This is a genomic window from Cohnella sp. SGD-V74 (genome assembly GCF_003001675.1).
Taxonomy (GTDB): Bacteria; Bacillota; Bacilli; order Paenibacillales; family Paenibacillaceae; genus Cohnella.
In genome coordinates this window covers 102,676-128,791 of sequence record NZ_PVYW01000003.1, presented here as the reverse complement: position 1 = coordinate 128,791, position 26,116 = coordinate 102,676, and the positions used below count along the sequence as shown (strand labels likewise).

The 26,116-nt window shown below is 58.2% G+C and carries 26 protein-coding genes; 19 read left to right on the top strand and 7 right to left on the bottom strand.

The window, feature by feature from the left end; genetic code table 11:
* Positions 1-146 precede the first annotated feature (146 nt).
* The 6 genes from B0G52_RS05510 (at position 147) to B0G52_RS05485 (ending at position 5,395) form a co-directional block, all read left to right on the top strand.
* Positions 147-647 carry an acyl-CoA thioesterase gene (locus B0G52_RS05510; protein ID WP_094042535.1) on the top strand — a complete coding sequence of 167 codons (501 nt, stop codon included), beginning with the start codon at positions 147-149 and terminating at the stop codon, positions 645-647.
* A gap of 86 nt (positions 648-733) precedes the next feature.
* The gene (gene thyA, locus B0G52_RS05505) at positions 734-1,528 is read left to right on the top strand and encodes a thymidylate synthase (RefSeq protein ID WP_094042534.1); all 795 of its coding nucleotides are present in this window, start codon (positions 734-736) and stop codon (positions 1,526-1,528) included.
* Positions 1,529-1,552: 24 nt separating this feature from the next.
* A complete protein-coding gene (locus B0G52_RS05500) occupies positions 1,553-2,044 on the top strand; it encodes a dihydrofolate reductase (RefSeq protein WP_094042533.1) in 492 nt (163 codons plus the stop codon).
* Between the two features lie 128 nt (positions 2,045-2,172).
* The gene (locus B0G52_RS05495; RefSeq protein ID WP_094042532.1) at positions 2,173-3,663 is read left to right on the top strand and encodes a glutamate synthase subunit beta; all 1,491 of its coding nucleotides are present in this window, start codon (positions 2,173-2,175) and stop codon (positions 3,661-3,663) included.
* Positions 3,664-3,743: 80 nt separating this feature from the next.
* Positions 3,744-4,070: a hypothetical protein gene (locus B0G52_RS05490; RefSeq protein WP_094042531.1), complete on the top strand. Its 327-nt coding sequence runs from the start codon at positions 3,744-3,746 to the stop codon at positions 4,068-4,070.
* Between the two features lie 239 nt (positions 4,071-4,309).
* On the top strand, positions 4,310-5,395 hold the full coding sequence (locus B0G52_RS05485) for a hypothetical protein (protein WP_094042530.1): 1,086 nt from the start codon (positions 4,310-4,312) through the stop codon (positions 5,393-5,395).
* 517 nt (positions 5,396-5,912) lie between these two features.
* Here the strand turns inward: B0G52_RS05485 and B0G52_RS05480 are convergent.
* Complete coding sequence (locus B0G52_RS05480; protein WP_094042529.1) at positions 5,913-6,665, bottom strand: HAD family hydrolase; 753 nt, start codon at positions 6,663-6,665, stop codon at positions 5,913-5,915.
* Positions 6,666-6,799: 134 nt separating this feature from the next.
* Between B0G52_RS05480 and B0G52_RS35530 the strand changes: the two genes are divergently transcribed.
* On the top strand, positions 6,800-6,937 hold the full coding sequence (locus B0G52_RS35530; protein ID WP_158223597.1) for a hypothetical protein: 138 nt from the start codon (positions 6,800-6,802) through the stop codon (positions 6,935-6,937).
* 32 nt (positions 6,938-6,969) lie between these two features.
* Here the strand turns inward: B0G52_RS35530 and B0G52_RS05475 are convergent, their stop codons facing one another.
* Positions 6,970-7,200 carry a hypothetical protein gene (locus tag B0G52_RS05475; RefSeq protein ID WP_094042528.1) on the bottom strand — a complete coding sequence of 77 codons (231 nt, stop codon included), beginning with the start codon at positions 7,198-7,200 and terminating at the stop codon, positions 6,970-6,972.
* Positions 7,201-7,332: 132 nt separating this feature from the next.
* Between B0G52_RS05475 and B0G52_RS05470 the strand changes: the two genes are divergently transcribed.
* The gene (locus B0G52_RS05470; RefSeq protein ID WP_094042527.1) at positions 7,333-8,061 is read left to right on the top strand and encodes a phosphonate ABC transporter ATP-binding protein; all 729 of its coding nucleotides are present in this window, start codon (positions 7,333-7,335) and stop codon (positions 8,059-8,061) included.
* Positions 8,062-8,268: 207 nt separating this feature from the next.
* On the opposite strand, the gene B0G52_RS35875 is transcribed toward B0G52_RS05470, so the two are convergent.
* Complete coding sequence (locus B0G52_RS35875; protein ID WP_198960602.1) at positions 8,269-8,406, bottom strand: DUF6254 family protein; 138 nt, start codon at positions 8,404-8,406, stop codon at positions 8,269-8,271.
* A gap of 103 nt (positions 8,407-8,509) precedes the next feature.
* On the opposite strand from B0G52_RS35875, the gene B0G52_RS05465 reads away from it, so the two are divergent.
* The 5 genes from B0G52_RS05465 (at position 8,510) to B0G52_RS05445 (ending at position 14,161) form a co-directional block, all read left to right on the top strand.
* Positions 8,510-9,184, top strand: coding sequence for an MOSC domain-containing protein (locus tag B0G52_RS05465; RefSeq protein ID WP_233162399.1), 675 nt, complete (start codon positions 8,510-8,512; stop codon positions 9,182-9,184).
* 209 nt (positions 9,185-9,393) lie between these two features.
* On the top strand, positions 9,394-10,311 hold the full coding sequence (locus tag B0G52_RS05460; RefSeq protein WP_094042526.1) for a polysaccharide deacetylase family protein: 918 nt from the start codon (positions 9,394-9,396) through the stop codon (positions 10,309-10,311).
* Between the two features lie 133 nt (positions 10,312-10,444).
* Complete coding sequence (locus B0G52_RS05455; protein WP_094042525.1) at positions 10,445-11,449, top strand: 2-oxoacid:acceptor oxidoreductase family protein; 1,005 nt, start codon at positions 10,445-10,447, stop codon at positions 11,447-11,449.
* Between the two features lie 71 nt (positions 11,450-11,520).
* Positions 11,521-13,830: a thiamine pyrophosphate-dependent enzyme gene (locus B0G52_RS05450; RefSeq protein ID WP_094042524.1), complete on the top strand. Its 2,310-nt coding sequence runs from the start codon at positions 11,521-11,523 to the stop codon at positions 13,828-13,830.
* A gap of 19 nt (positions 13,831-13,849) precedes the next feature.
* Positions 13,850-14,161, top strand: coding sequence for a hypothetical protein (locus B0G52_RS05445; RefSeq protein WP_094042523.1), 312 nt, complete (start codon positions 13,850-13,852; stop codon positions 14,159-14,161).
* Between the two features lie 123 nt (positions 14,162-14,284).
* Here B0G52_RS05445 and B0G52_RS05440 read toward each other — a convergent pair whose 3' ends face one another.
* Positions 14,285-14,797 carry a hypothetical protein gene (locus B0G52_RS05440; protein ID WP_094042522.1) on the bottom strand — a complete coding sequence of 171 codons (513 nt, stop codon included), beginning with the start codon at positions 14,795-14,797 and terminating at the stop codon, positions 14,285-14,287.
* 159 nt (positions 14,798-14,956) lie between these two features.
* On the opposite strand from B0G52_RS05440, the gene B0G52_RS05435 reads away from it, so the two are divergent.
* Genes B0G52_RS05435 through B0G52_RS05425 form a run of 3 tightly spaced genes read left to right on the top strand, consistent with a single transcriptional unit; the run spans position 14,957 to position 18,571 of the window.
* Entirely contained in the window at positions 14,957-15,481 is a 525-nt protein-coding gene (locus B0G52_RS05435) for an ADP-heptose synthase (protein WP_094042521.1), read from the top strand.
* Positions 15,482-15,538: 57 nt separating this feature from the next.
* On the top strand, positions 15,539-17,503 hold the full coding sequence (locus B0G52_RS05430) for a tetratricopeptide repeat protein (protein ID WP_094042520.1): 1,965 nt from the start codon (positions 15,539-15,541) through the stop codon (positions 17,501-17,503).
* A 24-nt stretch (positions 17,504-17,527) separates the two neighbouring features.
* On the top strand, positions 17,528-18,571 hold the full coding sequence (locus B0G52_RS05425; protein ID WP_094042519.1) for a CobW family GTP-binding protein: 1,044 nt from the start codon (positions 17,528-17,530) through the stop codon (positions 18,569-18,571).
* A gap of 25 nt (positions 18,572-18,596) precedes the next feature.
* Here the strand turns inward: B0G52_RS05425 and B0G52_RS05420 are convergent, their stop codons facing one another.
* The 3 genes from B0G52_RS05420 to B0G52_RS05410 are packed head-to-tail and all read right to left on the bottom strand — an operon-like array spanning position 18,597 to position 22,390.
* On the bottom strand, positions 18,597-19,757 hold the full coding sequence (locus tag B0G52_RS05420) for a Ger(x)C family spore germination protein (protein ID WP_094042518.1): 1,161 nt from the start codon (positions 19,755-19,757) through the stop codon (positions 18,597-18,599).
* Between the two features lies 1 nt (position 19,758).
* Positions 19,759-21,312, bottom strand: coding sequence for a spore germination protein (locus B0G52_RS05415; RefSeq protein WP_094042517.1), 1,554 nt, complete (start codon positions 21,310-21,312; stop codon positions 19,759-19,761).
* Entirely contained in the window at positions 21,287-22,390 is a 1,104-nt protein-coding gene (locus tag B0G52_RS05410; RefSeq protein WP_158223596.1) for an endospore germination permease, read from the bottom strand. Before B0G52_RS05410 ends, B0G52_RS05415 begins: the two co-directional genes overlap by 26 nt.
* Before the next feature lie 194 nt (positions 22,391-22,584).
* Between B0G52_RS05410 and B0G52_RS05405 the strand changes: the two genes are divergently transcribed.
* From B0G52_RS05405 to B0G52_RS05395, 3 genes are all read left to right on the top strand, one after another.
* Positions 22,585-23,028 (top strand): GNAT family N-acetyltransferase, encoded by a 444-nt coding sequence (locus B0G52_RS05405; RefSeq protein ID WP_094042515.1) that lies wholly within the window; start codon positions 22,585-22,587, stop codon positions 23,026-23,028.
* A gap of 142 nt (positions 23,029-23,170) precedes the next feature.
* Positions 23,171-25,132, top strand: coding sequence for a copper amine oxidase N-terminal domain-containing protein (locus tag B0G52_RS05400; protein ID WP_094042514.1), 1,962 nt, complete (start codon positions 23,171-23,173; stop codon positions 25,130-25,132).
* A 163-nt stretch (positions 25,133-25,295) separates the two neighbouring features.
* Entirely contained in the window at positions 25,296-26,096 is an 801-nt protein-coding gene (locus tag B0G52_RS05395; RefSeq protein ID WP_094042513.1) for a hypothetical protein, read from the top strand.
* Positions 26,097-26,116 lie beyond the last annotated feature (20 nt).

The following is a 26,116-nucleotide window of genomic DNA, read 5'->3' as shown; positions in this document are numbered from 1 at the left end:
ATGAACAGGAGCAGGTTATCGAAAGATAGCCAGCTCTTTTTTTTGCGCGCTGATGGACTTATTCGGGCAACTGTCGAAGCTGGGTTGATTGTTTTATTTGCCTGCTTCAGCGTAAAATAATAACGCATAGCGAGGAGGAGAACACGATGAACGAAGAGATAGAGACAGCCAGACCGGTCGGACGGTCGAGATCAGTGATGACGGAGCTCGTATTTCCGACGGATACGAACCATCACGGCACGATGTTCGGCGGCACGCTGATGAAATATATCGATAAAATATCCGCGATCGCCGCGATGCGCCATTGCGGGAAGACGGTCGTCACGGCTTCGACGGACAGCCTCGACTTCCTGGCGCCGATCCGGATGGGAGAGGCGGTCGAGCTGGAAGCGTTCGTCACGTGGACGCATCGCAGCTCGATGGAGGTGTACGTCGTCGTGCGGGCGGAAAATCTGTTCACCGGCGAGCGCCGGGTGACCTGTACCGCTTTCTCGACGTTCGTCGCGCTGGGGGACGATGGCAAGCCGGTTCCGGTTCCCCCTGTGGTACCCGAGAACGAGGCGGAGAGGAAGCTGTTCGACAGCGCCCCGGAGCGCTACGAACAGCGCAAGAAGAGGCGCGCGCAGCGCTTCTCCACGACGGAATGATCCGGCGTCCGCGCAGTCGGCAAGTGACAAGTCGGCGAGGCGGATGGTACAATAAACAACAAATTCGCTGTCGAGGTGTGTATTCTTTGCGTAATTATTTGGATTTGCTGCAAGACGTGCTGGATCGCGGAGTCGAGAAGGGTGACCGGACCGGAACCGGAACGCTGTCGGTATTCGGACGGCAGCTTCGCTACGATCTGTCGGAGGGTTTTCCTCTCGTGACTACGAAACGGATTCATCTGAAATCGGTCGTTCATGAGCTTCTGTGGTTTCTCAGAGGCGATACGAATATTGGCTATTTGAAAGAGAACGGAGTCCGCATCTGGGACGAGTGGGCGGACGAGAACGGCGATCTCGGACCGGTCTACGGCTCGCAATGGCGCGCCTGGGAGACGCCGGACGGCCGCACGATCGATCAGATCCAGCAGGTGGTGGACGCGATCAAGCGCAATCCGGACTCGCGCCGCCATCTGGTCAGCGCCTGGAACGTGGCCGTCATCGACGAGATGAAGCTGCCGCCTTGCCACTTCGTGTTCCAGTTTTACGTCGCCGGGGGCAAGCTGAGCTGCATGCTGACGATGCGTTCGGTCGATACGTTCCTGGGACTCCCGTTCAACATCGCCTCCTATTCGCTGCTCACCCATATGATCGCGCAGCAGTGCGATCTGGAGGTCGGCGAGTTCATCTGGTCCGGCGGAGACGTTCATATTTACAGCAATCATCTGGAACAAGTCAAGCTTCAGCTGAGCAGGGAGCCGCTGCCGCTTCCGAAGCTGAACATTTTGCGCAAGCCGGATTCGATCTTCGATTACAAGTACGAGGACTTCGAATTCGCCGGCTACGAGCATCATCCCGGAATTAAAGCCACTGTGGCCGTATAGAGAAAAGTGCAAAGGGTGTTGACCATGACTGTCGCTTTAATTGCCGCCGTTGCGTCCAACGGAGTGATCGGCCGGAACAACGAGCTGCCTTGGCGGCTACCCGCGGATATGGCTTATTTCAAGAGAAATACGCTCGGCAAGCCCGTGCTGATGGGGCGCAAGACGTTCGAGTCGCTGGGACGCCCTCTGAAGGACCGTACGAACGTTATTTTGTCACGGACGATGCAGGAGGCTCCGGAAGGCTGCGTGCTCCTCAGGACGGTCTCAGAGGCGCTGGAGAAGTACCGCGGCGAAGAGCTGATGGTCATCGGAGGGGCGGAAATCTATCGGGAGACGCTGGCTGCGGCGGATCGGCTGCTGTTGACGGAGCTCGAGGAGCCGTTCGAAGGAGACGCCTGCTTCCCGGAATTCGACCGCACGCAATGGCGTCTTGCGTCGCGCGAAGAGGGGATTTTGGACGAACGGAACGTTTTTCGGCACGCTTTTTGCGTGTATGAGCGGGTCGGAGACGAATAATGCAAACAATACGATGGATAATCCATTGTGGGGAAAAGCACATTTTGTTAGGATGATCTATCATCGACAGACAAATGCTGCAAAGAGACGAACCCACAAAGATACCGACGGATATGGAGGTTTGCACGATGTCTACACCTACGGGATTTATGGAATATAAGCGCGAACTGCCGGGTGATCGTGATCCGCTTACACGCATTCAGGATTGGAATGAATTTCACCGGATGTTTTCCGAGGAACAGCTGCGCACGCAAGGCGCGCGCTGCATGGACTGCGGAACTCCTTACTGCCATACGGGCATCGAGCTGGCGGGGAGCGTATCGGGCTGTCCGATCAACAATCTGATACCGGAATGGAACAGCCTGGTTTATCGGGGGCTGTGGAGAGAAGCTTACGAGCGTCTGTCGAAAACGAACAACTTCCCGGAGTTTACGGGACGCGTATGTCCGGCTCCGTGCGAAGGCTCTTGTACGGTCGGCCTGATCGGCGATCCCGTCACGATCAAGACGATCGAGCAGGCGATCATCGATAAGGCGTTCGAGGAAGGCTGGGTCGTTCCGCAGCCGCCGAAGAAGCGCACGGGCAAGAAGGTCGCCGTCGTCGGCTCCGGTCCCGCAGGACTTGCCGCGGCCGCTCAGCTGAACAAGGCCGGCCACACCGTCACCGTATACGAGCGCGCGGATCGCGCCGGCGGACTGCTGACGTACGGCATTCCGACGATGAAGCTGGAGAAGCACATCGTGCAGCGCCGAGTCGATCTGCTTGCCGAGGAGGGCATCCGCTTCGTCGTCAATACGGAGATCGGCAAGGACATCTCCGCGGCGGAGCTGGTGGAGCAGCACGATGCGGTCGTGCTGTGCGGCGGAGCGACGAAGCCCCGTCCGATCGGCAACGTGGAAGGGCACGATCTTAAGGGCATCCATCAGGCGATGGATTACTTGAACAGCACGATCAAGAGCTATCTCGACAACGGCTTGCAGGAAGGCACGTACATTTCCGGCAAAGACCAGAACGTCATCGTTATCGGCGGCGGGGACACGGGAACGGACTGCGTCGCTACGGCGCTGCGTCACGGCTGCTCCAGCGTTACGCAATTCGGTACGCATGCGAAAGCGCCGCTAGAGCGCGATCAGATGAACAATCCGTGGCCGGAATATCCGAACGTGTACACGCTCGACTACGCGCATGAGGAAGCGAAAGCTCTGTACGGCGAAGATCCTCGCGCCTTCTCCGTGCTGACGAAGAAGTTCGTAGGTGACGAGAACGGCAACGTCAAAGAGCTGCACACGGTGCAAATTCGTCGTTACGTGGACGAGCAAGGCCGCAAAATTTACGAGGAAATTCCGGGCACCGAGAAAGTATGGCCCGCGGATCTCGTACTCGTCGCGGTCGGCTTCGAAGGTCCGGAGCGTACGCTGATCGATCAGCTCGGCCTGGAGACGGATCGTCGCACGAACGTCAAAGCCCGGTACGGCAAGTATACGACGAACGTGGACAAAGTGTTCGCGGCGGGCGATATGAGACGCGGACAGAGCCTGATCGTATGGGCGATCAACGAAGGCCGCGAAGCGGCGCGCGAAGTCGACAGATTCCTGATGGGCAGCACGTTGCTCCCGTAACGGATATCGGTTATCGTAGAGAGGTCGTCCCCGGCGGGGCGGCCTCTTTTTTCACGGATGTCAGGAGGAGGAACGACGGAATGATTCGGTATGGAGACGAACAATGGTCCGAGCTGCGGTTCACGGGCTTTCAATATCGGGCGGAGCGCAGGGACGGACAGTGGGTCGACGTGGCCCTGTTGCCGGAGACGGCGGACGAAACGCCGCTGCCCGAAGAACTGACGGATTTTCAGATTATCGCGGTGTGCACCCATGACGGGCACCCGATTCAGCTCGTGACACAGGATGACGGCTGCGACAGCGAATACCAGCTCACGGAATGGGAACAGGAGCAGATCAACGCCTTTATCCGCACCGACGAGGTCAAGCGGGCGATTGTCGAGGCGGTGTCGGTTCGCGTGGACTGAAGACGGAGCGAATGCACGGCGAGGGGCGATGGCGACTAAAGACGGATAGACCGCAAGGAGCGGCGGATGGCGATTGATGGCGAATCGGCTCGCACGACGTTGGCTGATGGCAGGTTGACAGGGCATGCGGAGCGGAATTCGTGCAAAGTTGGTACCGAAGACAGGGCTTCCCCCAAATCTTTCCTCTATGGTACACTGATGACTGGCGAGGAACCGATTGTGGGCGGGGGAGGCTTATTATGGAAAGCGCGGCTTTGCTGTCGCCGACGGACATTCATACGATTCGCAGATACGTGCAGACCAAATACGCTCCGCTTCCCGACGGACGCCGCGCCGAGATCGTCGCCGATGCCATTCGCCGGGCGCTCGCGCAGAGAATGCCGAACGTGCCGGACGATTTGAAGCGGCAGATGATCGATCGGCTAATCAGCCGTTGTCTGGTCGGAGAAAGACGGGACATCCGGCCTGAAGATGTGCTTGATCTGTTCGCAGAAATCGGCGAGGACGACGAACGCTTGACGGAACGATTGCTGGAACCGATTTTGCAGTGGGCGAACGAGCGCACACAGCGAAGATGGAGCCCGGAGCAGCTGGCTTCCCGACTGGAGAGGCGACATGGGGCGGTTTCGTTGTCGGCGGCGGAAGCTGTGACGATCGGACTGGCTCCCGAAGGAGCGACGGCCTCGCGAAGCGGCTGGTCCGCTGCGCTCTGGGCCGCGGTGCGGAGTTTGGCCAAGCCTGCTCCCGCTATCGTTCTCGCGTCGGCCATTGCGCTTGGCGGAGGAGCCGTCTGGATCGCGAACAGCATGGAGCGTCCTGCGCCGGTCGAGCCGTCCGCGAGTGCGCCAAGTCCCGTACCCGAAGCGGCGCCAGCGGTTGTTCCCGACGTCGGGATACCGCAAGCGCTCAAGTATACGGAAATCGACGTGCCGGCGCTTGTCGCTTATTTGAGCGGCAGGGACTCGATGCTGGCCGAAGAGCCCTACTTTGGGACGATTATGGACACGGCGCGCGAGTACGATCTGCATCCGCACCTTCTGTTCGCCATCACCGGTCAAGAACAGGGTTTCGTGCCGAAGTCGGCCAAACACGCGCTGAAAATCGCGAACAATCCGTTTAACGTCGGTCACAGCTGGATGGAATACAATACAGATATCGCCAACTCCGCGGGCATCGCCGCAAGGCTTCTCGTCAAGCTGGGAGACAGCCGTCCGGAAGGCCATGATCCGTTCGAGTGGTTTAACCGAACCTATGCAGAGGACCCGCTATGGTCGGTCGGCGTTCGCAAAATTTTCGACAAGCTGAACGGATTGGGCGGGGAGTGAGGGAGTATTCTGTCAGGGAGCCCCTCGCCAGGTGATCGAATAGCGGCGCGGTAGACCGCTAATGGGTGCGTAGTCGAAGGTTTCGGAGAATTAACGGTGCGGTAGACCGCTAATGGGTGCGTAGTCGAAGGTTTCGGAGAATTAACGGTGCGATAGACCGTTAATGGGTGCGTAGTCGAAGGTTTCGGAGAATTAACGGTGCGGTAGACCGTTAATAGTTGCGTAGTCGAAGGTTCCGGAGAATTAACGGTGCGGTAGACCGTTAATGGGTGCGTAGTCGAAGGTTTCGGAGGAGTAACGGTGCGGTAGACCGTTAACAGTATGCACGTAGCTTTCAATTAACTTGTAAGCGTCATCATGATGTGACACTGACCACTAAATTCAAATAAAGATAGGGCATGTATCTCCCGTTCTGCCTGCGCGATTCCGAGAATTTCGGAACCCGTAATTTGCGGCAGAGTTGCGCGTCCGGGAAATACATGCCCTTATTATGTTTATTGCATAGGGAAAGGGGTGCTTACCCCGATTCCTTCATCAGGCTATCGTCCAAGTATTGATGGATCGCGGGCGGAACTTGAGGCAGCTTCGTAAGGGTGAGCAGAGCCCCGCGAGGCTTGGCGTCGATCGGAATGACGTTGTACGCCCATTCGGCTTCCTGCTTCAGGTAGACGGCGTTGATGCCGCAGTGGAGCGCCGGGAGCACGTCCGTTCTGACCGAGTTGCCGATCATCCACGTATGGTCGCGGTCGAAGCTGCCTCCAGCCAGGATCTGTTCCAACGCGTCCGTATTTTTGTGCTGCCGGATGTAGATCCGGTTGTCGAAGTAGCGCTCCAGGCGCATGCTTTCGATTTTGCGCAGCTGAATGACGGCATCCCCGCCCGTATACAGGTGGAGTTCGTGGCCTTTGGAGGCCAGCGAATCCAACGTTTCCTCCATCAGCGGGTAAGGCTCGATCTCGAGCTCGTAGACGCTGTTCCCGAGCTTCCATAGCTGATCCTCTTCAAGGGGAGAGCTTGGCCGTCCGGTGACGGATTGAAAGTACCGGTACGTGTCGATCATCGATTGGGGAAAATGCTCGCTCTTGAAACCGAACACCTGAACGCCGGCGATATCGATCTCCGTCTGCTTGGCCGCGATTTCTTCCTTCCCAATGCCTGCGAAACCGAACCAGTCGGCCATCCGGTCGGCGAAACGATCCAGAATGGCGTGAAAATACTTATTGCAATAAACTAGCGTATCGTCAAGGTCGAATAAAATTTGTTGGTTCATAGGATGCTGATCTCCTTAAATCCTCATTCCGTTTTTCTCATTATGGCTCGGGGAGTCGGGTTTGTAAATGATTGAAAAGAGGAAAACTACAAAGTAACCCTTCCGGACAATCGAAGGGCAGGGGGTGAGAACTCGTGGCCAAGAAAATGTCCAGAAACTCGAACGAGCCTATGAAACCTTCGGGAGTAAAGGAACATAAGGAAGATCCGGACGTCAGAAAAATGACGCGCTTCCCGCCCAGCTTGAACGGAATCAATAAAAACCTGCCCTGATCAAGACGGGCGGGAGCGCGGCGCCGCTTGCTTCAAGCGTACTTGATAATCTTCTCGGCCAAGTTGCGCTTAATCAAGCGAATGCGCTGACGGACGTAGAAGTCGTAGCTGCCCCCGCTGAGCTCGCGGGGGCTCATCGTGTTGCCCGTGTCGTTATCGATGATGACGAGCTTCCCGTCTTCGTAAAATTTGAATGTCAGGTCTCTAGACGGTCTGGCGCCTCTCGGAGGCTCCAAGTAACGGAGATGTTCGCAGTTCACCATCCATTATCCCACCTTGGAAACAGTGTAGGAACGTTTGTTCCTGTTTTTATTATAGCAAACGTTTGTTCGTATGGCAAGGGATGGGATTATACTTTACACTAGATTCATCAAGATCGAAGGGATAGGACAGCCATGATCGTAATTTCTGGATTGACTCGCACGATACCCGATGGAAAAACGATACTGAAAGACGTAGATGCCCGGTTGCAGCCCGGAACGTTCATCGCCGTCGTCGGCTCGAGCGGAAGCGGCAAGTCCGCGTTGCTGAGAGCGCTTGCGCTGAAGGAAGTGTGGACTTCGGGAGAATATAAGATTGACGGCAAAGATTTGATGGAAGCCAATTTTCTGGCTAAGATGCGCTTTAAGCGGCAGATTGCGTATTTGGAGCAGAAGCCGATTTTGTACGAGAAAAAGACGGCGCTCAAAAACGTGCTGATCGGAGCTTCCGAGCAGACGCCGATATGGCGGAGAATTACCGGCATGGTGCGCAGCGACGACTATATGGGCGCGATGGACATGCTGGAGCATGTCGGCCTGATGGAGCGGTCGAAACAGATCGTCGAGCGGATGAGCGGAGGCGAACGGCAGCGGATCGCGATCGCTCGGGCGCTCGTGCACGGCGCGCGTCTCGTGCTGGCGGACGAGCCCGTCTCCGGACTTGACCCTCATACGTCGGAGGAAATGATGGCCACGCTTAAGAAGCTGTGCAAGGATAAAGGAACGACGATCGTCGCGGCGTTGCACCGGGTAGAGCTCGCGGAGAAGTTCGCGGACGAAATCTGGGGCATGCAGGACGGACGGTTGGTCACGACGGCGATAGGCCGGCGGCTGACGGCGGCGGAGAAGATGCGTTTGGCGTAGAAACCGGAAGCCGCTTCGGCGGATAAGCGCCGCGACGGCTCCCGGTGTGCGGACGGCGGATCGGCACTGCAGGTGTTGCCTTCCGGTATGTGAACGACGGATCGGCATTGTGGCGGACAGCCCGATTGCATAGACGATTGCGGTCACTATCGGCTTCGACGGATCGGTATTATAAGAGTCGCGGAATCCGTTGCGAGAGCGGCTCGTTTACGTCGACGGATCGGGTTTGCTCTCGGCGTCCGCTTCGGCAGACAACTCGCGGAGCGAAGAGATTTTTCCGTGAGGATGCTGGTTTTGTTTGCGGCTTTTCCATGCGCTTTCCCGGCGACGCTTGGCAGTGGACATGTTTTTCCCGCCTTTCGTTCGAATGGTCGTACATGAGTTATCGTGGCGTATGAGGTCGGAGGTTATTCACCAATTGTTCTTCAAGCAAGAAAGGAGCGGATTTATGATGAGCAGCGCCGCGCCTGCGGCGGTTTACCCGTTGTTGTCGCTCAACATCGGCAAAGTTCAGACCGCCATCTATAAAGGTAAAGAAGCGAAATCCGGCATTGCGAAAGGCCCGGTCGAGCAAGCGGTGAGGCTGACCAAGCTCGGTTTCGAAGGAGACGAGCAGGCCGATCTGGAGCATCACGGAGGACCGGATAAGGCGATCTGCGTCTACAGTTACGAGCATTATCCGCACTGGGAAGAGGTGCTGGGGCGTTCTCTCGATTACGGGGCGTTCGGAGAAAATTTCACGCTGGGAAAAATAAACGAACATGACGTGCGAGTCGGCGATCTGTTCCGCATCGGCTCTGCGGTCGTGCAGGTGAGCCAGCCAAGGCAGCCTTGCTGGAAGCTCGCCATGAAGTGGGGGTTGGATGAGCTGCCGTTGCTCGTGACGAACAGCGGGGCGACCGGATTTTATTTTCGCGTGGCGGAGACGGGGGAAGTGCGGGTCGGCGACGAATTGTCGCTGCTGCAGCCCCATCCGGACGGCGTCACGGTGGCCGAGGCCAATCGGGTTATGCACCATGATCGGGACGACGCGGAAGGGATTCGTCGATTGCTCGCCGTGGACGCGCTGTCCGCAAGCTGGATAAACACGTTGACCAAGCGGTTGGGCCGGCTGAACGGGTAGTGCGCTCTGGCGTGTCGACTGTTGCCCGCGGGTGACCGGTAAGCACGTGTGGCGGTACTATCGGCGGCGACGGGGCTGGTGGGTGACCAATAAGCTTGAAAACGGGGTGCCTAGAGCGCTCCGTTTTTTTGTTGTGCGACAGATAGACAACTGTTAAGCAATGAGCGCAGGGGGCGAACATATAATGGAGGGGAGGGAGGCGATGGAAGGTGAACACGGCTCAGCGGTTAGGGTACGGGAAAGAGGAGAAGTTGCTGATCGTCAACGCGGACGATTTCGGATTGTGCGGGTGCGTCAACGAGACGATCGTCGAGCTGTTGGCCGCGGGGGCGGTCAGCTCGGCGACGGTCATGATGTGCTGCTCCTGGTCCGCGGACGCGATCGCCCGGATTCGGGAGGCCGTCCCGAACGCGGACGTCGGCGTTCACTGGACGCTCACGAGCGAGTGGCCTGGCTACAAGTGGGGGCCGGTGTGCCGGAGCCGGCCGATGAATACGCTCACCGCCCAAGGAAGCTGGTTTCCCGAAACGATCGCGGAGGTGGAACGGCAGGCCGACCCCGAAGAGGTGCGAAGCGAACTGATTGCGCAGACGGAAGCGGCCATCTCCGCGGGTTTGGCGCCGACCCATGCCGACAATCATATGGGAAGTCTGTACGGATTATATACCGGGAAAGACCTGCTGCCGATCGTGTTCGACATTTGCGCGAAATACGGTCTGCCTTTCCGACTGCCCCGCACCTTGATTCCGGTCGGAGGCAGAACGATCCCGCCGGAGCTGCAGGAGCGGGCCAAAAAGCGGGTGCGCCAGGCGGACGACCGCGGAATCGTGCTGCCCGACTACATGATCGGTCCGGAGTATCGGCTGAGCGAGGGGGATACCTATGAAACGGTCAAGCGCGAGGGGATCGACTTGCTGCGAGGCCTGCTGCCCGGGGTGACGGAGTGGATCGCGCACCCGGCCGCGGCCGCGCCGGAGCTGAGAGCGTTCCACGGACATCCGGACAAGAGGGATATGGAACGGCGCTTCTGGCTCGACGAGGACGTCCGCAGAATACTTGCCGAAGAACAGGTTCGCCTTATCGGCTGGAGGGAGCTGCAGCGGCTGCAAAAAGATCTGTCGGCATAAGGATGGCTATATTTGGCGCTTTTCCACATCGGAGGAAGGAATTCATCTTTTTAAGGCGAAATAATTAATGTTTGTATATTGTAAATTTTCTGAATGTTCCTTCACTTCACGCGAAAGGGGATTGCAGAAAAACATGGTGACGCTGCCTAAGGTTAACGAGCTCGGTTTTTTTGAAATTCGACTGGAATCGATCGGCGGGCTGGGCGCCAACCTGGCCGGCAAAATGCTGGCGGAGGCCGGGGTCATGGGCGTCGGACTCAACGGCGTCAGCTTCAGCTCCTACGGTTCGGAGAAGAAAGGGTCGGCCGTCAAAGCCCACATCCGGTTCTGCGACATCGACACGCGCATACGGGACACGTCTCCGGTAGAGCGGCCGCACGTGATCGGGGTGTTCCACGAGAACCTGTCGAAGACGATCAACGTCATTTCGGGGATGCACGAGGACAGTATTGTATTGGTCAATTCCAAGAAATCGCCGGAGCAGCTCAAGAGCCAGCTTAAGCTCAAGGCCGGCATCATCGCGGTCGTGGACGCCACGGGCATCGCGATGGAGGAGAACAACCGAGTTAACATGGCGATGCTCGGAGGGCTGTTCCGGCTCTGCGAATTCCTCGACGTGGAATTCATGAAAGGCGTCATTCGCAAATCGCTCGAGAAGAAGTACCCGGCCGCCGTGCAGCCGGCGCTGAACACGTTCCAGCGCGGCTACGACGAAATGAGCTTCCAGACGTTCGGACTGGCCGAAGGCGACGAGATGCCGTCCTTCGTCCGCATGGACACGCCGGTGCTCGGCTACGAGACGCAGCCGATCGGCGGACTGATCACGAACCCCGGCAACAGCATCCTGAAGGATCTGAGCATTTCCCGCGCGGGCAAGATGCCGCATTTCGCCGACGACAAGTGCATTCATTGCGCGGCCTGCGACAACGTCTGCCCCGATTTCTGCTTCGTCTGGGATGAGCTTCCGGACAAGAAGGGACGTCCGCAGATGTTCCTGCAGGGCATCGATTACCAATACTGCAAGGGCTGTCTGAAATGCGTGCAGGCTTGCCCGACGGACGCGCTCTCTTCCGAGCTGGAGGAGGACGGATACGCGGACGGGCACCGCGTCGCCCACAAGTTCCATTTGGCCATGTAAAAGTAAAAGTAAAAGAGAAAGCGCCTTGTGATCTTTCAACGAGAACCCGATAGGAAAGGTGGAGTCTGAACATGTCGATCGACATTCGCAAAGAAACGGTCAAGCAAGGCACCGTCGAGCAACGAATCGTCTACGAATCAGGCAACGAGATGGCCGCATACGCCGCACACCAGATCAACTATCACATCATGGGTTATTTTCCGATCTCTCCTTCGACGGAAGTCGCGCAGTTTCTCGATCTTATGAAGGCTAACGGGCAGCACGACATCGTGCTGATTCCCGCGGACGGCGAGCACGGCTCGGCAGGGGTGTGCTACGGGGCGTCGGCGGCGGGCGGACGGGTGTTCAACGCGACCTCCGCCAACGGTTACCTCTACATGCTGGAGCAGATGCCCGTCCAGTCGGGAACGCGGTTCCCGATGGTGCTCAACCTCGTGTGCCGCTCGGTGTCCGGGCCGCTCGACATTCACGGGGATCATTCGGACTTGTATTTCGCGCTGAATACGGGCTGGCCGATCGTGCTGTGCCGCGATCCGCAAGCCGTGTACGATATGAATATCATTGCGCTGAAGCTGGCGGAAGATCCGGAGGTCCGGCTGCCGGTCATCGTCGCTTCGGACGGATATTTCACCAGCCATCAGAAGCGCAGGGTTATGACGTTCACCCATCGCGAGGACGTGCAGAAGTTCGTCGGCGAGCATCCTCCGGAAGGCTTCCAGCACGTGCTCGACCGCGACAACCCGATTACGGTCGGGCCGTATATGAACGAGCCGGACTACATCAACAACTGCTATCAGCAGAGCATGGCGATGTATCGGGCCGAGGCGGTGTACGACCGCATTCAGAAAGAGTACGCGGAATTGACCGGACGGGAGTATCCGATCCTCGAGCTGTACCGGATGGAGGACGCGGATGTCGCCGTCTTCCTGCTGAACTCGTCGGCGGAGATCATCAAGGACGTCGTCGACCAGCTGCGCGGACGCGGAATCAAGGCGGGGGCGATCTCGCCGAACATCATCCGGCCGTTCCCGGCGAAGCTCATCGCGGAGGCGCTCAAGCACGTCAAGGCGGTTACGGTCGGCGACCGCGCCGACTCGTATGGCGGCCACGGCGGCAACATGGTGATGGAGGTGCGCGCCGCGCTTCAGCAATACGGCAATTCGTCCACGCTCGTCATCAGCCGCATCTACGGGCTCGGAGGCAAAGATTTCTACGCCGAGGACGGCTTGGCCTTGTTCGAAGTCGCGATCAGCGCGATGAACAAAGGGTACGTGGAGAAGCCGTTCGACTACCACGGCGCGACTCCGGGAGATCCGGCGAAAGCGCCGAAGCGCGTGCTGGAGCCGATGAAGTACGAGGATTTGAAGACCGGCCTCATCACGGTTACGCCCGACGAGGCGACGGGCAAAGTCAACGTGCGCATTCCGCCGCTGCGCTCCTTGACGAAGAAGCCGAAGCGGATCGCTCCGGGGCACGGAGCATGTCCGGGATGCGGCATTTTCTCGGGATTGGAGTTGTTCTTCAAAGGAATCGAAGGCGACATCGTCGCCCTGTTTCACACCGGCTGCGCGATGGTCGTCACGACGGGTTACCCGTATTCGGCGCATAAGGCGACGTATATTCACAACCTGTTCCAGAACGGCGCGGCCACGCTGTCCGGCGTCGTCGAGATGTTCCACGAGCGCAAGCGCCGAGGCGAGCTCGACCAATACGGGCTGAAGGACGACTTTACGTTCGTCATGATTACGGGAGACGGCGGCATGGACATCGGCATGGGCCCTGCGATCGGCGCCGCGCTCCGCAACCACAAAATGATCATCCTCGAATACGACAACGAAGGCTACATGAACACGGGAGCCCAGCTATCGTATTCGACGCCGATGGGACACAGGACGTCGACGTCCAACGTCGGCAAATTCCAGGGCGGCAAAGTGTTCCACCACAAGGACACCGCGCAGATCATGGCCGCCACGAACATTCCTTACGTCTTCACCGGCAGCGAGGCGAGCCCGCAGGATCTCGTGCGCAAAGGAGCCAAGGCGCAGTGGTACGCGCAGAACGTCGGTCTCGTGTACGGCAAAATTTTGATCACCTGCCCGCTCAACTGGCTGTCCGAGGACAAGGATGGGGCCGACATTATCGACAATGCGGTCAACAGCTGCTTCTTCCCGCTGTACGAGGTCGAGCGCGGCATTACGACGATCACCTACAACCCGGAGGAGAAGGGGAAGAGGGTTCCCGTCGGCGACTGGCTGAAAATGATGGGCAAGACGCGGCATCTGAACAAGCCGGAATACGCGGAGACGCTGCGGGAGTTCGAATCCGAGATCGAGCGGCGCTGGAACGCGCTGAAGGCGAAGCACGAAAATCCGTATCTCTGATCGGACGGGAGCTGAGACGATGCCGTACGCGCTACGCCATGCGGCCACGGGAACGCTGCTGGCCTGCACGCAGACGAACGGATACAAGCTGAGTTATTACGGAATCGTAACGTGGGACGACGAGCCGGCCGTTCCGGCGATCGCGGAAGCGCTGGCCCGTGCCGGAGTCTCTCCGGAGGACGAAGCGGGGAGGCTGGACGCCTGGGAGGCGCTCCGGCTGCCGGAGCATGAGGCGAAGCTGGCCAACGTCAAGCTGCGCAACGATCCGGGCAGAGTCGTCTACTATCGGGACGGCGCGCTCGGATCCGGTACAACGGTCACGGAAGCTTAACGGCATTAAACAACAAACAAGCGTCCTTCGGATATCGAGGGACGCTTGTTCGTGATGCGGATGCGCTTGATTGTCATGCCGAATTCGATTCCGCGTAGCGTTCAGGACGGGCAGTTCAGAACCTCAAGTTTCCGGCAGCAGCGAGGCCGCCTTGCTCCCGTTGACGGACAGAAGATCCGACACTCTCTGCAGGCGCAGCAATTCGTTAGGCTTCAGTTCCCGCTGAAAATAGCCGTACAAATAGGCCGCTTCGAGGAACGGAAGGCCCGGATAGCAGACGACTTGCTGGTGCGAGTACGGGTTGTCGAGCAGGATTTGCCATTCCCCGCCGCGTTCCGCGACCGGGATGGCCGCCAGCACGTCGTTCTTGATGCCGAAGATGAGTTCGAATTCGTCCCAGACGGCCGCCCAGGAAGGGCTGAACCGTTCCGGATCGGGGAACAGCTCGCGAGCGCGGGACAGCTTGCGGCGGACCAGAACGGCATCGTCATCGGCATACGTTTTCAAACAATCGCGGAAATCCTCGATAAACCGGTAGAAGGAAAAATATCCTCCCAGCGCGACCCGTTCGCTGTACGTTTGCTCTAATTCCTCCGGCTCGGCCCGCATATACTGGTGGAAGGCAGACTCCGACATCTCCGACAGCCCCTTAACGGCAATAATATGGAAAACATCATGAATTATTATACCGCAGCCGCGCCGCCATTCAAAGAACGGCGACAGCCGTTTAGGCTTGTGATATAATGTAAAACAATGCGCAAGGCGCGGGAAGATTTGTGGGAGGGAAATGCAAAGATGAGTCGGCGTTTTGTCATCGAGGCCGTCATGATCGCCATCTACGGTCAACTGCTTCTGCCGAAACGTCCTGTCGAGTACAGGATACCTTACACTTCGGTCATGGAGCTCTACGATATGAAAGACAGTCCGGAACCGGTTATGCCGGAAGCGGAGGACGATGCGTACGTAAAGACGAAGATCGGAGAGATGATTGCCTACTTCGAGGATTCGTTTAATAAAAAGAAGATCGAGCGGGCGTTGATGGCGCCTTGGCGGGAAAGCCCGCCTCTGCCGATCAACGACAACGTCTCGCTCATCATCGTGAACGCGGCGGAGAACATGCAGTACGGAGAAGCGTTCGATCCGATCGAGACGGAGATCATTTTGTTGGCGAATAAGCTGCAGTGCCCGATTCTGACCGATCAGATCGAATTCCAAGACAAGGTCGTGCAGAACGCGGTTCCCGTGCAGCTGTTCGATATCGACGATTTCGAGTATGCCGTCGAGGAAGAAGCGGACGCCGCGGAAGAGTACAAAGAATAAGGAAGCTGCCGAGTCGCTCGGCAGCTTTTGCGTCAAGCCGGAGGGAGGACGAAGCCGATGCTGTATCCGATCGCCCGCTGGATGGCCAAGCGGCTGAGACAACAGAGGAAGCTGGGGCAGTCGATCCGCTGGCACGAGCGTTGGGGAGTCGACAGGATGAGCCTGGAAGAGCGGATCGATTACGCCGGGCTCCTTCACGAATGCGGGAAATCCGAGCAAGCCGTCGAGCTGCTGACAGCTCTCTTGAAGCGAAAGCGATATGCGCAAGCTTATGAAAGACGAGCCCATATCTACAACGAAATAGGCCGGGAAGAGGAAGCGATCGCGGACTTGGACGCCGCAATCGAGCTGGATCCGGAATCTTACATCGTCTGGTATACGAGAGCGATTTCGCATAACAATCGCGGCAACTACGAGCTGGCCGTGCGGGATTTTCTGGAAGTGCTTCGCAGAAGGGAAGATTCCAAAGCTTCCACGCATTACGAATTAGGCAACGTCTATATGAAAATGGGCAAATACGAGTCTGCGGAAGCCAGCTACGCGAACGCCTGCTCGAACGCGGGCAAGACGATTCCCCACTACTATTTCCGGCATGCGCAAGCGCTGGAAATGCTGGAGCGGATGGACGACGCCCGGCGCGCGCTGTCGCAAGCGATCGAGATGCAGCAGAGCTGGCGCGCCGAAGAGCGGCGAGGCGCCGACCAATACAGAGCCAGGACGAGGTATTCTCCCGCCGCGATCGACACGTTTATCCAGGGGGCGGAGGAAGAATACGGCTTTCTCGTCTATGAATCGAAGCTGCGGGAAGCCGAAGGCGACTTGTCCGGCGCCCTCGATTCGATTCGCCAAGCGATCGACCAGTATCCGGGAGGGGCCGACGTTCAGCTTCGCCACGGACAGCTGCTGCGCCTGCTCGATCGTCCAGAGGAAGCGGAGGAAGCGCTGGAGCGTCTCGTCTCCGACAATCCGCTGTGGCTGCCCGGCTATATGGAGCTAAGCGCCCTGCATCGGTCGCAGGAGCGGCCGGAGGAGACGGTGCGCGTCCTGTTGGAGGCCAAGCAGCGATATCCGGAGCATCCGGTCGTTCGTTACTGGCTGGCGGACGCCTATCGCGAAGCCGGCCGAGGGGAAGAGGCGCTTAAGGAAAACGCGGATTTGACGGAGCTGGAGCCCGACGATCCGCTGAACTGGAAGCAGCGCGCCGAAATTCTGATCGACGCCGCCGCGTACGGCGACGCCGACGAAGCTTATACGCAGGCTCTGCTGCTGGAGCAATCGGCGGAATGCTATATGCGCCGCAGCTATTCGCGCTATATGGAGGACCGGTACGAGGAGGCCATGCTCGACATTCAGGCCGCCGTAGCGCTGGACGAAAGCCTGATGAAGGAAAGCAAGACGGCTTACGCGCTGGCGGAGCTGTACATGGGGATGGGCAACCACGAGCTGGCGGATGCCGAATATTCCCGGGCGCTCGCGCTGGAGCCGGACAATCCGCAGATCTACGATCGACGCGCGCGCTGCCGGTTTGCGGCGGAACGCTGGCAAGCGGCGCTCGAAGACTGCGACCGCGGGCTGCAATTGACGGGGACGAATCCCCGGCTCACGTGGCTTCGCGGCTTGATCCAATACCGGATGGAAGACTTGGAGGGAGCTCTGATCGATATCGGGACTTACACGGAGCTTGTTCCGGACGACGCGCAAGGCTTTTACAATCTCGGCCATCTGTACAGCCACCTGGACCGGCACGACGAAGCGATCGCCGCGTTCACGAAAACGATCGCGCTGAATCCGTTCGACGCCCAGGCGTATCTGGAGCGAGCTTCTCTATGGTACCATCAATATTTTGATCGGACTCGCGCGGTCGACGATCTGGCGCAATGGCTGCTCTACGCGGAGCCCAGAGCCCATGACGGCGACCGGTTCGAATTGCTGAGCGAAGTGAGAGGCTTCGACGACGAGATGAGAGAGCGCGCCAAAGAGCAGTTTCTGCGCGTGTACGGCAGCTCGCAGTATTTATCATAGATTTGCAAAGGGGCTTCATCCCATATGGATTCGCTTGTTCCTGTATACGTGCTAACCGGGTTTCTCGGGAGCGGGAAGACGACGCTGCTGAACCGGATGTTGGAAGAGGCCCGCTCGTCGGGCAAAAAGGTTGCGGTGCTGCTTAACGAAGTCGGCGACGCCAACGTGGAAGGGCAAATGCTGGGCGCGGACGTTCCGATGGCGGAGATGCTGGGAGGCTGCATCTGCTGCACGATTCGGGCGGACCTAGGCATGGAGCTGACGAAGCTCGCCCGCGAACATCGTCCGGACGCGATATGGATCGAGACGACCGGAATCGCCAAGCCGCTCGAAATTATGGACTCGGTCACGGAAGCCTCGATGTACGAGAAGCTGGAGCTTAGAGGCGTCGTCGCGGTAGCGGACGCCCGCCATCTGCTCGATCGGGTCCGGATCGGCGCCGGCAAAACCTACAAGCTGATGAGAGAGCAGATTTCGGCCGCGAGTTTCGTCGTGCTGAACAAAGCCGATCTCGTCGGAGCCGCCGAACTGGCCGAACTGGAGCGGCTGATCGCCGATTGGAATCCGGCGGCCAGGCTCGTCACGACCGTGCGGACGCAGCTCAATCCGGACCTGATCTACGGTCATGAACGGACTTCCCCGACCATCGGAAGCGAACATAGCGAAGCTTGCCCTCCAGGCTGCGGCCACGACCATGACCACGATTCGCATGCCCATCACGGAAATTCCACGCCTGACCACGGCGCGCATTCGCATTCCCATGCACATCACGGACATGCCGCGCACGACCACGTCAACGCCCTGACGTATTATTTGCCCGGCCCGGTCGACAGCCGCGCTTTCGAGGCATGGGTCGCCGGCTTGCCGGAAAGCGTCTACCGGGGCAAGGGGATCGTTACCTTCCGGGATACGGGCAGCCGCTTCCTGTTTCAATACGCCTATCGGGAGAGCGACTTCATGCGAATTACGCCGCAGGGAACCGTGCATGACGTCGTCGTGCTGATCGGAGAGCATTTTCCGCGGGAAAGCCTCTTGGAGCAGCTGCAGCGGCTGACGGAATCCAAGTAACCCGCATGCGCGGTTCACGCAAAACTCAGTATTCGGACCTTCGGTGCTTCATTTTGTACATGCCGCTGTTGGCGATCTTGACGGTCGTTTTCACTTCTCCGAGACGGGGGGACGCGAGCGGCGTGTGCCCGTCCGCAGTCAGCCGTTTCCACGCTGCGTAGTCGCGGCGGTAGAGGCGGTGCTCCAGGCCGAGAATGTCCGCATGAATTTCCAGGCCAAGGCTGTGAGAGGAGCGGATCTGATCTCTCATTTGCTCCCCGGCCATCTTCTCCAGCTCTGCCTCCGTTTTTTCCTTCCACATCTCCAGCACCGTGGCGACGGCTTCAACTTCGACGTTAAAGACGGGCTCGCCGCTTCCCATTTCTATTCGCACCTTCGTCTTCGGCCTCGACAGACGGACGGTGGCGACGCGTTCGTCGCCTTCTGTCAGCATAATGCGAGACCCTTGCTTCTTGTTGACAAGCCAGCGGACGCCCAGCAGCTTCTCTGCGGGCAGCCATTCCAAGTACTTGGTGTTCCGCAGCACGTACACGCCGTTGATCTCGAGCTTCGGATCGGGTTTACGGTTCTGCGTCCACGTATGGCTTGTTATGGACAGAGAAGGCAGCAGCGTCGTCTGACCCGGCTCGCGCAGAGAACGGATGAAACTCGACATCCGCATAGGAGCGATGATCGGCCTCTGGTTGTAGTTCGTCTCCGGCGCGTACAGGATCGAGTTCATCGGAGACAGGTTGAAGAAAGGCCGGGTCGTATACAGCTCTCTGAGCGGCTTGTCCGTACCGTAAACCCACGGCGTATAGCGGATTTCCGGATACCGGATCAGAGAGTCGATGACCCCGAGCAGGTCGGCATGCTCCAGTGCTCTCTTCGAAAAGACGATCGAATTGAGATGACCCCAGAATACGGCTTGCTGGGTCGTCTGATACAGCTCGATAATCGCTTCGGAGAGCGTCTTCCCGCTCGCTTGTCCGACCCAGACGACGGCCGGTCGATCGCTCTTGCCGCCTTCGCTCTTGGCGACGCTGGAGAAATCGAGCTGCTGGATGTACATTTCGTATCGCTCGTTCTCGTAATCGATGCCGATGCCGGTAAAGTAGTTCACGTCCTGCAGCGACTTGATGTCCCAGCATCCCGCGAGCAGGCAGCAGATGCCGATTGCCCATGCGATCTTCAGCCCCGTTCTCATCTTACGAGTCCTCTCCTTGGCGGGTGGAGTCTCTCGGACCGAGCAGGCTCGGTCTTTTCTTGTACCGGCTCTTGGGGAAAGCAAACAAGGCGAACATCGCTTCCTTCCAGCGAATCGGAGACAAGGGGGAGAAGAACGGAATGCCGAAAGACGTCAGCGAGGACATGTAGACCACGATGAGGAAAGCGGCCAGGAAGAAGCCCAGCATGCCGAACAGGCAGCTTAAAGTAAGCACGAACAAGCGAATGAACGTGACGGAGCCGCTGAGCGATTGGTTGACCAGCGTAAACGTCGCCACCGCCGTCATCGCGGATACGACCAGCGTCGTCGGCCCGGTCAGCCCGGCATTGATTGCAGCTTCTCCTACAATCAACCCGCCGACGACCGCTACGGTCTGTCCGACCGCTTTCGGCAAGCGCATGCCCGCTTCGCGGAACAATTCGAACAGGCCGATCATCAGAAACAGGTCCACAGGACCGGACAAGGGCAGTCCCAGTCTGGAGACGACGATCGTGGCAAGCAGCGGAAACGGGATCTGATCGAGATTAAAGGCGGAGATCGCCACCCAGAACCCGGGGAAGAAGATCGCCACGACCAGCCCGATCACGCGAAGCACGCGCTCCAGGGCGACGTAGTAGTAAGGCAGATGCATATCCTCCGGGGATTTGAGCATCGTCATAATATTCGACGGCGCCATGAGCACCATGGGCGATCCGTCGACGATGATCGCGAACCGGCCCCGCAGCAGTCCCGCGGAGATATAGTCGGGGCGCCCCATATATTCGATAAGCGGAAAGAGGGAATAGGTTCTGTCCGCGAGCGCTTCTTCGAGCAATTGGCTGGACAGAACCCCGTCGATATCGATTTTGCGGATGCGGCGGCGCGCCTCTTCCAGCAAGTCCTTGTTCGCGATATCCGCCATGTAGAGCAAAGCGACGGAGGTCACGCTGCGCGTGCCGATATGGAAGTACTCCACGCCCAGGCTGGGCGTCTTCAGCCGCTTGCGGACGAGCGCGACGTTGGTTTCGATCGCTTCGGTAAATCCGTCCCGCGGCCCTTTGATCGAAATCTCCGTGTTCGATTCTTCCGGATTTCGCTGCGGCGGCGAGGCCATCTGTACGACGTGCATGCTCTTGGATTCTTCGAAGAACAGGACGAGATTGCCGGAGAACACTTGCATGCACATGCTTTCGACCGCGTTGTCGCCCTCGATGCGATACACATTTTGCGAGTGGAAGGGAAGGGCGTTGCCGGCAATCCCCCCTTTGTCGGACGAGCCTGAGAGCAGACGGCGAAGCTGGACGTACAGGAAGTCGTTGAGCTGGCTGGAGTCGATCATTCCTTCGCAGTAGATGAGCAGAGGGTTAAGGCCGGAAGGCGCTTCGCCTTCCTCGTAGTAAGAGTGCATGTTCACATCCCCCGAGGCTTCGAACAGCTCGGACAGCGTCTCCCGGTTCAATTGTTCCGGCGAGAGCGTTGCGCTCCGCCGCCGATCTTTCGACGCATGGGCATGGGACGGATGATGGCTATCATGTGGCGGATGCTTGCGATTCATGGGTTTTCCCCCGTTTCGGAATGATCATCAGCAGCAGGACGAACGGGAAGGCGTAGAAGAACAACATGACATTCGGAAAATAATATTTGGAGATAAAATGAAAAAAGTTCGCATCGCTGATTCTCGCATCCGAACAGACGAGGACGAGCAAGAAGCCGGCGAGCGTCATGAGAGGAAGCTTGAATCTGCTTCGGGTGAGCTGAAGCAGATCGAACAAGAGATAGGAGGCGAGCGCGACGCGGATCAACGAGCCGGAGAGCCATTGGTAGATGGACAGGAAGTCCAAGTGGGAAATGAATTTGCCGAGCATGACCATCCGCCATTGCTCGAAAGCCGGATAGCGCTGATCCGCGGCTTCGAAAGGACCGAAGATCGTAATGGCCGCGAGTACCGGACCGAACACGAGTCCGGTTACGGCCAAAGTCAGCACGAGCAGCGCGCGCAGCCGGAATCTCTTGCTCAGATGATGCTGCAGGCCGATCAGCAGGATGAATTCGACCAGGCCGCCCAACGTATACTGCGTTCCGCGAGCAATCGAAGCGGCATCGTTGGACAGCAGGGGGAGCAGATAGCCGTAATCTTTGAACTGAAAATTAACGCTCATGACGAAGAGGCCGAAGACGATGACGCCCGGCAGCAAAATGCCGGACGCGATCGCGATCGTCCTGAGTCCGCACAAGGCGGCCGCCATTCCCGAGGCGACGAAGAGGGTGACGGTGATCGGATAAGGCGTTTTGGGCAAATAAGTCACCTTCGTCCAGATCGTCGTATCTCTGACGGTCACGAACAGGATCATCATGCACAGCACGACCAGCGGCAGAATGACGAGCCAGGCGATGACGGCGTTGTAATGCTCTCTGAACCAGCGGAACAGAGACCGCTGTCCGGTCAGCTTCATCACCCAGAAGAGGACGATCGTCCAGACGATGACCGCCGGAACGGCCAGCAGCGCGCTGATCCAGGAATCGCGGAAAGCCGATTGCAAAATAAGCGGGACGATGATGACGTGGTTCGTAATTCCGATAGCGAGATTGAACATCAGCATCGTTTGGATCACGTTGATTCTGATCTGCGGCATAGCCATGGGCAGCCTCCCCTTCCTCCATGTTCCGGTAGTATGAGCGGATGGCTGGAATCGTATGCAAATAATGGAACCGCATTGCCGTTGATCATTGCGGGAGGCTCGGTTATGCTGTAGAAATGCGGGCTGTCCGGCGCTCTCGCCGGATGAGCCCGGGAACAATACGGATTTGCCGGCAGGAGGGAAACAGAATGGAATGGATGCGGGTGGAAACGGACGAGCAGCTGCGGGAAGCGTTCGCCGTTCGCATGGAAGTGTTCGTGAAAGAGCAGGGCGTGCCGGCCGACATCGAGCTGGACGAGTACGACGATTCGCCGGCCGCATGCCGTCACTATATCGTCCGATCCGAAGAGGAGACGATCGCGGCGGGCAGATATCGCGCCTACGAGCCCGGAGTCGCCAAGATGCAGCGGATCGCCGTCGTTAAGCGCTGCCGTGGGACGGGCGTGGGATCGTTCTTGCTGAAGGCGATGGAAGACGAGGCGAGGGGAGAGGGCTATCGGGCCTCTATTCTCGACGCCCAGTGCTCTGCGGAGCCTTTTTATGTCAGACTGGGATACGAGACCGTCTCCGAAGAGCCGTTCCTGGACGCGGGCATACCGCACGTCCGCATGCGCAAAAGGCTGGCGGAATGACGGAAGAGCCGGATCGGCGTATCCGGCCGGTTTATTTTTTCGCGAAATCTAGCAACCTTTATCCGTTTTTGGCGTTATATCATATGGTCCGGTAAACGGGAGTGGTTAATCCATTAGCCAACTAGATTAGAAGGAGCAGAGTATGAAGAAGAGTTTTACGCTTTTGTTGCTTTCGGCACTCATGTTGTTATCGTTCCAATTGCCTCAGCCCGCGCATGCCGAAGGCAGCGCAAGCGGCTTGGAGAAGCTGGTGCTCACCCGGGAATCCAACGAAATGTGGCACAACGGCGTCTCCGTCACGGCTCCTCAGCCTCTGACCGAAGTCAAGGGCGTCACTTACGTTGCCGCGCGAGCTTTCATGACCGAAATTTACGGCACGACGACTTACGATTCGAAGAGCAAGAAGTATACGCTGACGAGCGGGGACAACGTACTGCAGCTTGTCGCAGGCAAGTCGTCCTACACGATCAACGGCGCAACGAAGAGTATGACCGGCGCTCCCTATGTGCTGAAAGGGACGCTGATGCTGCCGGTGCGCGCAGCCGCTCAGAGCTTCGGATTGACGATGAAATCTCTGCCGGCGACGAAGCAGATCGAGCTGACGTGGTCCAACGCTCCGATCGCCAAGTTTTCCGTATCGGACCTGAACCCTTATGCTCAACAGACGGAAGTCCGCTATGTCAACGAATCTTACCATCCCAGCGGTCTGGCGATTATCGAGGAACGTTGGGAGAACAATTATTCGATCTTCGAGCAGCCGGGAACCTACGTCGTCACGCACTGGGTCAAGGACGAATCCGGCAGATGGAGCGAGCCTTATTCGGTGACGATTACGGTCAAACCGCCGAACCAGCCTCCGGTCGCAAGCTTTACGACCGACAAGTCGACGTACAAAATGGGCGAATTCATTACGTACAGAGACTGGAGCACGGATGACGAGAACAGGATCGTGAGCCGTGTCTGGACGAACGCTCAGCGCGGATTTTTCGAGCCGGGAGAGCAGACCGTCACGTTGAGAGTGACCGACGCGCTCGGCGAGGTGGACGAAGTGTCCAAGAAGATTACGATTCTCGACGAGACGCTGTATACGAAGGAAGAATTCAACCTGCTCTATACGGATATCGGAGAGAAGTTCGACATGGACGGCTCTACGGTGCTGCAATGGCCGGTTATGAAGTACAACATCAACGATCGCCAGCAGACGCTGATTCGCGCCAACAGCCCGGAGACGATCCGCGAGGAAGGCATCTATTACGAGGACACGGTGTCGGGCGACGTTCGGTTCTTGCTTCACAATCAGAACGGACGTTCCAAGGCGGTCAAAATCTATATCATCCTGACGAACAACAATGAGGAGCCGGCAACGGTGCGCATGGGCGCCAAAGGCATGGCCGGTCCCAATCCGATCGTATCGACGGTAGGGCGCGCGGTGACGGGAAGATTCCTGGAATCGCTGCTCTCTCCGCAATATTCGTACTTGCAGATCCCTTCGGGCGAGAGCCGCTTCATTTTCCAGGAGTACAGCGATAAGCCGGTCAGACCGGGCGATGTGTACTCCATGTTCGCGGACGTATGGATGAGCTCTTCTCTTGATTTCAAAGTCGTTGTCGTGGACGCGGAACGCGACGTTATGAGCGCGCTGCCGGACCTGAGCATTTTGCCGAGCAACGACAGCCACGTTCGCGGCACGTTCGACAACGCCAACCGCATCATGTACGTGAACCAGTTGATCGGAGACGTGAAGAGCCGCATGGTGCTGGCCGACAACGTCGTCGATACGAGAATCTCCGGCATCGACAAGACGACCGGCAATCCCGTGCTCAACGCGGGCAACTACGGCGTGCTGTATACGATTCAGCTGAACAACGTGCTGCCGCATACGGCGATCGTGCTCAGCCCGCGCGGAGGCCACTATGCCGGCGCGTTCACGGTGAACGGCCAAGTCGTGTACATGACGAACTCGAGCATTCTCCGCAACCCCAACGAGCTCGGCATGCTGTACAAAACGGGGGATTCGGCGGAATCGGTGACGATTACGTTTACCCCGGCAAGCGGCAGCATGCTGCCTATCAATCTCTTATTCATGCCGATGCCGACTCACTAGAAGGTCGTCCCCGCCAGGAAATCGCTCTCGGATATCGTCGAGACGGATTTCCTCCCGCGGGGACGGCTTTTTTTTGCACGAAAGTTGGCGAGATAAAGTTGACACTGATAATCATTATCACTTAGACTAGGAGAAGGTGGTTAAAAGGAGTTGGGGATTCGCGATGCAGCTATCGACAAATCCGGGAGGATTGGCCTTTCATTTCTCCTCGGTCAAGAGATTGTCGGATGACGAATTGGTTGCCGCCCCGTTGGGGAAGGGCATTGTTTATAAGAAGGAAGCGGCCGAGGATTGGGTGGAGATCAGCGAGGGACTGACCGATCAGACGCATATCAATCGGCTGCAATCGTACGAGGATCAACTGTACGCTTGCTCCAACAAAGGCTTGTTCCTCTGCTCGGACGGAACGTGGCATCCCGCGGGGCTGTCGCTGGGCTGCTACCATTACAAGCAATACGGACAGGTGGGGCTGGCGGCGACGGTATGCGGCCTCTGGTATACGGAGGGCGAGGAGTGGCGCACGATGATGCGTTCGGACGTGACCGTCTACGACTTTCTGTATTTGCCGCAATACGTCGTGCTCGGGACGAACGAAGGCGTGTCGATTCTGGACCGGATGACGACGAGCTGGATCAACTGCAAGCTGGATACGTCCGTAACGAGCCTCGCCGTGCACCGCGGCACGATTATCGGCGCGACGGAGCACGGGGAGCTGCTTGCAGGCAACCGGCGCGGCGGGTTCGATCGGTACCGGCTGTCGGGAGCTTTCATCTTCTCGATCGTGTCCCGTGGACAGGAAATATTCGCTTGCACCGATCGCGGCCTGTACCGCGTCAGCTCGATCGGCGGCCGCATCTCTTTAATGGCGTTAAAAATCGGCTGCCAGGTGACGGACGTCGATGTGGACGACCAGCGCTACTATATGGCAACGCTGTTCGAGGGCATTCAGTGTATGGCCCGCTAATCGCAGAGGGGGGGGGGGCG

Excerpts from the sequence above, each read along its gene's own strand:
- B0G52_RS05510 (WP_094042535.1), top strand. The coding sequence starts at position 147 with ATGAACGAAGAGATAGAGACAGCCAGACCGGTCGGACGGTCGAGATCA.
- B0G52_RS05500 (WP_094042533.1), top strand. The coding sequence starts at position 1,553 with ATGACTGTCGCTTTAATTGCCGCCGTTGCGTCCAACGGAGTGATCGGC.
- B0G52_RS05495 (WP_094042532.1), top strand. The coding sequence starts at position 2,173 with ATGTCTACACCTACGGGATTTATGGAATATAAGCGCGAACTGCCGGGT.
- B0G52_RS05490 (WP_094042531.1), top strand. The coding sequence starts at position 3,744 with ATGATTCGGTATGGAGACGAACAATGGTCCGAGCTGCGGTTCACGGGC.
- B0G52_RS05485 (WP_094042530.1), top strand. The coding sequence starts at position 4,310 with ATGGAAAGCGCGGCTTTGCTGTCGCCGACGGACATTCATACGATTCGC.
- B0G52_RS05480 (WP_094042529.1), bottom strand. The coding sequence starts at position 6,665 with ATGAACCAACAAATTTTATTCGACCTTGACGATACGCTAGTTTATTGC.
- B0G52_RS05475 (WP_094042528.1), bottom strand. The coding sequence starts at position 7,200 with ATGGTGAACTGCGAACATCTCCGTTACTTGGAGCCTCCGAGAGGCGCC.
- B0G52_RS05470 (WP_094042527.1), top strand. The coding sequence starts at position 7,333 with ATGATCGTAATTTCTGGATTGACTCGCACGATACCCGATGGAAAAACG.
- B0G52_RS35875 (WP_198960602.1), bottom strand. The coding sequence starts at position 8,406 with ATGTCCACTGCCAAGCGTCGCCGGGAAAGCGCATGGAAAAGCCGCAAA.
- B0G52_RS05465 (WP_233162399.1), top strand. The coding sequence starts at position 8,510 with ATGATGAGCAGCGCCGCGCCTGCGGCGGTTTACCCGTTGTTGTCGCTC.
- B0G52_RS05455 (WP_094042525.1), top strand. The coding sequence starts at position 10,445 with ATGGTGACGCTGCCTAAGGTTAACGAGCTCGGTTTTTTTGAAATTCGA.
- B0G52_RS05450 (WP_094042524.1), top strand. The coding sequence starts at position 11,521 with ATGTCGATCGACATTCGCAAAGAAACGGTCAAGCAAGGCACCGTCGAG.
- B0G52_RS05445 (WP_094042523.1), top strand. The coding sequence starts at position 13,850 with ATGCCGTACGCGCTACGCCATGCGGCCACGGGAACGCTGCTGGCCTGC.
- B0G52_RS05440 (WP_094042522.1), bottom strand. The coding sequence starts at position 14,797 with ATGTCGGAGTCTGCCTTCCACCAGTATATGCGGGCCGAGCCGGAGGAA.
- B0G52_RS05435 (WP_094042521.1), top strand. The coding sequence starts at position 14,957 with ATGAGTCGGCGTTTTGTCATCGAGGCCGTCATGATCGCCATCTACGGT.
- B0G52_RS05430 (WP_094042520.1), top strand. The coding sequence starts at position 15,539 with ATGCTGTATCCGATCGCCCGCTGGATGGCCAAGCGGCTGAGACAACAG.
- B0G52_RS05425 (WP_094042519.1), top strand. The coding sequence starts at position 17,528 with ATGGATTCGCTTGTTCCTGTATACGTGCTAACCGGGTTTCTCGGGAGC.
- B0G52_RS05420 (WP_094042518.1), bottom strand. The coding sequence starts at position 19,757 with ATGAGAACGGGGCTGAAGATCGCATGGGCAATCGGCATCTGCTGCCTG.
- B0G52_RS05415 (WP_094042517.1), bottom strand. The coding sequence starts at position 21,312 with ATGAATCGCAAGCATCCGCCACATGATAGCCATCATCCGTCCCATGCC.
- B0G52_RS05410 (WP_158223596.1), bottom strand. The coding sequence starts at position 22,390 with ATGCCGCAGATCAGAATCAACGTGATCCAAACGATGCTGATGTTCAAT.
- B0G52_RS05405 (WP_094042515.1), top strand. The coding sequence starts at position 22,585 with ATGGAATGGATGCGGGTGGAAACGGACGAGCAGCTGCGGGAAGCGTTC.
- B0G52_RS05400 (WP_094042514.1), top strand. The coding sequence starts at position 23,171 with ATGAAGAAGAGTTTTACGCTTTTGTTGCTTTCGGCACTCATGTTGTTA.
- B0G52_RS05395 (WP_094042513.1), top strand. The coding sequence starts at position 25,296 with ATGCAGCTATCGACAAATCCGGGAGGATTGGCCTTTCATTTCTCCTCG.